The organism is Xanthomonas sp. SHU 199, from assembly GCF_000364665.1.
GTDB lineage: Bacteria > Pseudomonadota > Gammaproteobacteria > Xanthomonadales > Xanthomonadaceae > Xanthomonas_A > Xanthomonas_A sontii.
This window is the reverse complement of the sequence record NZ_AQOI01000102.1, coordinates 1-5,242: the sequence shown is the minus strand read 5'-3', so window position 1 is coordinate 5,242 and position 5,242 is coordinate 1. Positions and strand designations below refer to the sequence as shown.

Sequence of the window (5,242 nt, the reverse complement as noted above, 5' to 3'; positions counted from 1 at the left end):
GGGCTGGTCGATCCAGCCGTAGCGCTGCAGCGGCGCGTGCACGCCGCCGGGCAGCGTGGTGTCGCCGGAAAAGCGGTCGACGCGGAACGCCGGCACGATCTTCAGCGCGGCGGTCGGCTGCAACACCGCCTGCAGGTACAGGCCGAGGTTGTCCAGCGTGTAGCGGTCGTCGTTCTGCACGCGCGCCGGCGCGCTCCAGAAATCGGTCGGTACCGCGTAGGCATAGCGGTAGCGGCGATAGCGGTTGTTCTGGTGCTCGGCGTTGAGGCCGCCTTCCAGGCTCAGCAGGTCGCTGGCCTGCCAGGTGACGGTGCTGAGCAGGCCGGTCTGGGTCTCGTCCCATTGCCGGCGCTGCCGCGGTGCGTTGCCGATCGGGTAGGGGGTGAAGGTGACGCGGCGTTCCTCGTCGTAGCGGTTGACGTACAGCGTGTTGCGCAGCTGCACACCGTCGCCGAGCTTGAAGTCGGCATGCACGCTGGCCTGGCGCAGGGTGCGCTCGCCGCCGTCATTGGCATTCTGTGGCGGCGACTGGTCGCGGTCGTCGTCCCATTGCGCGGCGGTGAGGAAGCCGGGCGCATCGGCCTTCAGATGGTAGGCGCGGGCGATCAGGCCGATGCGCGCGGTGTCGTCGTCGTCGCCGTAGAACCACTTGCCGCCGAGGGTGTACTTGCGCGCGCTGTCGTGCGCGCGCTCGCCCTGCGTGGCCTGGGCGCCGAAGAAATAGTTCTGCGCCAGGCCGCCGGCCTCATGGCCGACGGCGTATTGCAGCGCGCGCGTGGCGAAGCTGCCGTAACTCAGCCGCAGGTCCTGGTAGTCGCCGCCCTGGCGGGTGGCGATGTTGAGGTTGCCGCCGATGTTGTGAAGGCCGTAGCGCGGGTCGTTGGTGCCGCGCACGACTTCGATGTAGGCGATCTCCAGCGGGAAGATCATGTCGGTGAAGCGCTGGTTGCCGCTGTTGGCATCGCTGGGCACGCCATCGATCAGGATCTTGATGCCGTTGAGGTAGCCCTCGCCGTTGAAGGCGCGGAAGGTGGCCTTGCCGGATTCGGCGCCCTGGCGGATCTCGGTGAGCTGCACGCCGGGCATCATGCCCAGCAACTCCCAGCCGTTCATGACCTGCTTGTCGCCGATCTGCTCGCTGCCGAGCACGTCGACCGAACTGAGGATGTTGCGGGTGGACAGCGAGGCGGCGGTCTCGCGCCGCGCCTCCACGGTGCCGAGGGTGGTGGTGGTCTCGGAGGTGAGGGTCTGCGCGGCGGCATGGCCGGCGGCAAGCCCGGCCAGCACGGCCAGGGCAAGGGAGTCGATCTTCATGGGGTCTGCAAGCAAGTGGGGACAGCGGAGGGCTGGCGGCAACGGCGAGGTTGCGGGGCTTGCTTGGTCGGTACGCTGGGCGTACCTCGCTCCGTGAAGGCGATGTTATGCGATTTCGCGGGGAAAATCGCGCGGTTGTCTGCGCCACGCAGGCAACCGCAGCGGCATCGGCGTGCCCCGGACGGCGCCGGGGGAGACAGAGGCGCGGCCGCAGCGGACCGCGCCGACGTCGGCAATGGCTACAGGCGCAGTTCGAAGCCGAGATAGGCCGCGCGTCCGGGCGCCGGCGAGAACATCGGCTGGTCGTTGCCGCCCCAGAAGAAGTTGTCGTACCAGACGTAGGCGTAGCGAGCGTCGGTGAGATTCTTGACCTGCAGGTCGAGGCTGGTGCGCGGGCTGAGCTGGTAGCGCACGCTGGCATCGACCACGCGGAAGCCGCCGTACTTGCCCTGGGTATTGCGTTCGTCGATGTAGTAGTCGCCTTGCGCGCGCGCCTGCAGCCCCAGCTTCCAGCGTGCATCGGGCCGGTAGTCGACGCCGACGTTGCTGATGTAGCGCGGTGTGGAGAACACCTCGCGTCCGCGCAGCGACTCGCCGCTCGCGGTAAAGGCGCTGACCACCTTGGCTTCCTGGATCGCGTGCGACAGCCACAGCGTCCAGCGCTCGCCCAGTTGCGTGCTCAGTTGCAGGTCCACGCCCTGCCGGCGGGTCTGGCCGAGTCCGACCGTGGTACCGGTGCTGGGCATGTTGGCCACTTCGTCGGTGGCATCCTGGCGCCAGACCGCCACGCGTGCCTCGGTGCCGGCGGCCGGCTGCAGTTTCAGGCCCAGCTCCTTGCCGGTATTGATCGAGGGCCGGAACGTGCTCTGCCCGGGCGTCAGGTAGGCCGGGGCGGTCGAGCCGGTGAGGATCTGGAAGGTGCGGCCCCAGTTGGCGTACACGCTCAAGTGCGGGGTCAGCGCGTAGATCACGCTGAGCTTGGGCTGGTCGATCCAGCCGTAGCGCTGCAGCGGCGCATGCACGCCGCTGGGCAGCGCGGTCTCGCCGGAGAAGCGGTCGACGCGGAATGCGGGGACGATCTTCAGCGCATCGCTCGGTTGGATCACCGCCTGCAGGTACAGGCCGAGGTTATCCAGGCTGTAGCGGTCGTCGTTCTGCACGCGTGCCGGCGCATGGTCGAAATCGGTCGGCACGCTGTAGGCGTAGCGCGAGCGCCGGTAACGGTTGTCCTGGTGCTCGGCGTTGAAGCCGCCTTCCACGCTCAGCAGATCGCTGGCCTGCCAGGTGACGGTGCTGAGCAACCCGGTCTGGGTTTCGTCCCATTGCCGACGCTGCCGTGGCGCGTTGCCCAGCGGATAGCGGGTGAAGGTGATCCGCCGGTCGTCCTGGTAACGGTTGAGGTACAGCGTGTTGCGCAATTGCAAGCCGTCGCCGAGCTTGAAGTCGGCGTGCACGCTGGCCTGGCGCATGTCGCGGTCGTCGCCGTCGTTGGCGTTCTTCGGCGGCGACTGGTCGCGGTCCTCGGCCAACTCGGTGGCGGTGAGGAAGCCCGATTCGTCGGCCTCATGGTGGTAGGCGCGTGCGATCAGGCCGATGCGTGCGGCATCGTCGTCTTCGCCGTAGAACCATTTGCCGCCGAGCGTGTACTTGCGCGAGCTGTCGTGCTGGCGATAGCCATGCGCGGCCTGCGCGCCGACGAAATAGTTCTGCGCCAGGCCATCGGCCTCATGGCCGACGGCGTACTGCAGTTCGCGGGTGGCGAAACTGCCGTAGCTCAGCCGCAGGTCCTGGTAGTCGCCGCCCTGGCGGGTGGCGATGTTGAAGTTGCCGCCGATGTTGTGCAGGCCGTAACGCGGATCGTTGGTGCCGCGCACCACCTCGATGTAGGCGATCTCCAGCGGGAAGATCATGTCGATGAAGCGTTGGTTGCCGCTGTTGACGTTGCTCGGCACGCCGTCGATCAGCACCTTGATGCCGTTGATGTAGCCCTCGCCGTTGAAAGCGCGGAAGGTGACCTTGCCGGACTCGGCACCCTGCCGGGTTTCGGTGAGCTGCATGCCGGGCATCTGCCCCAGCAACTCCCAGCTGTTCATGACCTGCTTGTCGGCGATCTGCTCGCTGCCGAGCACGTCGACCGAGCTGAGGATGTTGCGCGTGGACAGCGAGGCGGCGCTGTGGCGCCGCGCTTCCACGGTGCCGAGCGTGGTGGTGGTGTCGGGTGTCGTCTGCGCGGCGCCGTCGCCGGCCGCGAGCCCGGCCAGCACGGCGAGGGCATGGGTGTAGGTCTTCATGATGGCTGCGGACAAGGGGAGTGGAGACTGGCGGCAGCGGCTGGGCTGCGGGCGAGCGAGTGGTGCGCGGTCCGACGTACGAACGCGGCTCCGACCGGGTGATGTTATATCATTTCGTTAAGGAGTTGTCGGAATCGCCAGCAGGCCGGCGCGACAAGCGTCCGTCCCGACCGTGCGGCAGAGGGCCTTCGCCGCACGGGCGCGAGAGAGACGGGACGTGGCGGGGCCGCGCGGAGCGGCCCCGCGGCCGTTCAGGCCGGTTGCCGCGCGACCTGGAAGCCGGCGAAGGACTGCGTCACCGGCATGATTTCCAATCGATTGATGTTCAGATGCGGCGGCAGCGTCGCCACCCAGAAGATCTGTTCGGCGATGTCCTCGGCGGTCATCGGCTGCGCACCCTGGTAGAGCGTGTCCGAGGCCTTCTGGTCGCCATGGGTGCGGACCAGGGTGAACTCGGTCTCGGCCATGCCGGGTTCGATCGCGGTGACGCGCACGCCGGTGCCATGCAGATCCGAGCGCAGGCCCAGCGAGAACTGGCTGACGAAGGCCTTGGTGCCGCCGTAGGTGTTGCCGCCGGGATAGGGATACAGCGCGGCGACCGAACTGATGTTGATGATCGCGCCGCGGCGCTGGATCAGCGTCGGCAGCAGGCGATGGGTCAGCGTCACCAGCGCGGTGATGTTGGTGTCGATCATCGTGCGCCAGTCGTCCAGTTGCGCGGCCTGCGCCGGCGCGGTGCCCTGGGCCAGGCCAGCGTTGTTGACCAGCAGGTCGATGCCGCGGAACGCCTCGGGCAGCGCCGCCAGCATCGCGTCCAGCGCGTCGGTGTCGCGGATGTCGAAGGCGGCGATGTGCACGCGCTCGGCGCCGAAGGCGTCCAGCAGCGGCTGCAGGCGATCGGCGCGGCGGCCGGTGGCGATCACGCGCCAGCCTGCATCGACGAAGCGGCGCACGGCGGCAGCGCCGAAACCGGAGGTGGCGCCGGTGATCAGGGCGGTCTGAGTCATTGGGGGGGCCGGGAATGGGGAGTGGGGAATCGGGAATGGTAAAAGCAAAACCCGGTCGCGCGCGTCGACAGCGCGTGTGCCCGCGGGGGAAGTCGGTTTCGGTGGTTGATGACGCGCCAGCGCGGCGCGACAGCGCGCGGATCCGAAGCGTCTTCAGGCCTCGTCGCGCGGAACGGGACGTGCTCGCGTCCCCATTCCAGATTCCCTGGCGACTAAGTCTTTTACTCAGTCGCCAGCAGCACGCTGGCGTGGAACTGCAACGTCATATCAAGCCAACGCGGCCCAATGTCAGCAGCGACAACCCATGCGCGCACGTACAGGTGAAAACGGCAAGAAAGCCGCTTCACCCATTCCCCAATCCCGATTCCCGATTCCCGGCCTCACTGCGCCTTGATCGCGATCGCCGACAGCCCGCTGCCATTCAACTTCTGCTTGGCCTCGGCCAGTTCGCTGGCGGTGCCGTACGGCCCCATGCGAACGCGATAGACGGTCTTGCCGCTGATCTGCGCCGATTCCACGCGCGCCGACAGGCCCAGCATCGCCAGCTTGGCCTTGGTCGACTCGGCGTCGCCGGAGGCGCCGAACGAGCCGGCCTGCAGGATGTAGCGGGCGTTGTCGGGCGCGGCCGCC

4 protein-coding genes are annotated in these 5,242 nt (G+C 68.0%); all 4 read right to left on the bottom strand.

Going from position 1 to position 5,242, the window contains the following annotated elements; all coding sequences use genetic code 11:
* A partial coding sequence (locus tag D183_RS0104890) for a TonB-dependent receptor (RefSeq protein ID WP_017908011.1) occupies window positions 1-1,314 on the bottom strand: 1,314 nt, incomplete at its 3' end.
* A gap of 239 nt (window positions 1,315-1,553) precedes the next feature.
* A complete protein-coding gene (locus tag D183_RS0104885; protein ID WP_017908010.1) occupies window positions 1,554-3,605 on the bottom strand; it encodes a TonB-dependent receptor in 2,052 nt (683 codons plus the stop codon).
* A gap of 251 nt (window positions 3,606-3,856) precedes the next feature.
* A complete protein-coding gene (locus D183_RS0104880; protein WP_017908009.1) occupies window positions 3,857-4,612 on the bottom strand; it encodes an SDR family NAD(P)-dependent oxidoreductase in 756 nt (251 codons plus the stop codon).
* A 380-nt stretch (window positions 4,613-4,992) separates the two neighbouring features.
* Window positions 4,993-5,242, bottom strand: a 250-nt coding sequence (locus tag D183_RS24020; RefSeq protein WP_039726170.1) for an SPOR domain-containing protein, incomplete at its 5' end; no start/stop codon positions are given.

Coding starts and splice junctions, on each gene's coding strand:
- D183_RS0104885 (WP_017908010.1), bottom strand. CDS start 3,605: ATGAAGACCTACACCCATGCCCTCGCCGTGCTGGCCGGGCTCGCGGCC.
- D183_RS0104880 (WP_017908009.1), bottom strand. CDS start 4,612: ATGACTCAGACCGCCCTGATCACCGGCGCCACCTCCGGTTTCGGCGCT.